The sequence below is a fragment of the Campylobacter sp. TTU-622 genome (genome assembly GCF_016598965.1).
GTDB lineage: Bacteria > Campylobacterota > Campylobacteria > Campylobacterales > Campylobacteraceae > Campylobacter_D.
Window position 1 is genome coordinate 1 of the sequence record NZ_JAENKR010000146.1, and the last position, 1,597, is coordinate 1,597.

Here is a 1,597-nt window from a genome sequence, read left to right on the forward strand (position 1 = left end):
GATTTTATTTGTCAAAATTTAAGTTTTAAAGACTTTTTATAAATTTGAAATATCTATTTTATCAAAAAAAAAAAATGAATTTTTTAAATAAAAAAATAAATAATTTAATTTTATTTATGATTAAAAAATATTAAAATTAATCTTTTATTTAAAAGGAATAAAATGGATTTTTCTAAAATAAGCGTGATTATGATAGTTAAAAATGCTGAACTTACTTTAAAAGAGTGTTTAAATTCTTTACTTTGCTTTGATGAGATTATTTTGGTTGATAATCAAAGCTCGGATAATACTTTAAAAATTGCTTATGAATTTAAGGAAAAATTTCCTGCTTTGCATATTAAACAAAGCGAATTTATCGGTTTTGGACCTTTAAAAAATTTAGCACTTTCTTATGCTAAAAATGATTGGATATTAAGTATTGATGCAGATGAAGTTTTAGAAAAAGAGTGCATTGAAGAGTTAAAAAAACTTGATTTAAAAGAGCAAGATATTTTAGCTTTAGTGCGTAAAAATCTTTATAAAGGAGAATGGATTAAGGCTTGTGGATGGTGGCCTGATTATGTTTTGCGTATTTTTAATAAAAATTTTACTAAATTTAATGATAATTTAGTTCATGAAAGCCTAATATTGCCATCAAAAACTCAAAAAATTTATCTTAAAAATGGACTTAAACACTATGCTTTTAATGATATTTCACATTTAATTGATAAAATGCAAAGATATTCTTCACTTTGGGCAAAACAAAATTTACATAAACAAAGTGGTGTATTTTTAGCAAGCTTAAAAGGATTTTGGACTTTTTTTAGGAATTATTTTTTAAAAAAAGGTTTTTTATATGGATATAAAGGTTTTATAATTAGCATTTGCAATGCTTTAGGAGCTTTTTTTAAGTATATGAAACTTTATGAGTTTTTAAAAGAAAAGCCTAGAACTTGTGCTTTAATTATTACTACCTATAACGAACCAAAGCGTCTTTCTCTTGTGCTTGATAGTGTTAAAAATTTAAGTTTAATGCCCAATGAGGTGATTATTGCAGATGATGGATCTAAAGAGGATACAAAAAATTTAATTGAGAAATACCAAAAAAATTTTCCTTGTTTTTTAAAACATTCTTGGCAGGAAGATAAAGGTTATAGGCTTAGTAAAAATCGTAATGAAGCTATTAAGAAAGCTCAGAGTGAATATATTATTATTATAGATGGTGATATGATTTTAGAAAAAGATTTTATCAAAGATCATTTAAAATTTTCACAAAAAGGTTTATTTTTGCAAGGTTCTAGAACTATTTTAAATGAAGATGAAACTAAAGATATTTTAGAGAAAAATGATTTTAAAATAGCTTTTAATAAAAAAGGCTTTAAAAATAAAAAAAATAATTTTTTAACCAATTTAATTTATAAATTTTCCAAAATAGATAAAAATGTATTTAAAAAAAGAGAAATAATAAAAGGAATAAGAGGTTGTAATATGAGTTTTTATAAAAGTGATTGGCAAGCTATTGGTGGTTTTAATGAAAAATTTATTGGTTGGGGTAGGGAAGATAGTGAATTTGTAGCAAGGTTTTTATTTAATAATGGTAATTTTAGAAGACTTAAAT

1 protein-coding gene is annotated in these 1,597 nt (G+C 23.1%); it reads left to right on the plus strand.

Annotated features, from left to right (window positions below; genetic code table 11):
* Positions 1 to 162: 162 nt before the first annotated feature.
* The coding region (locus tag JG677_RS08030) for a glycosyltransferase family 2 protein (RefSeq protein ID WP_200286109.1) at positions 163 to 1,597 on the plus strand (1,435 nt) is incomplete at its 3' end.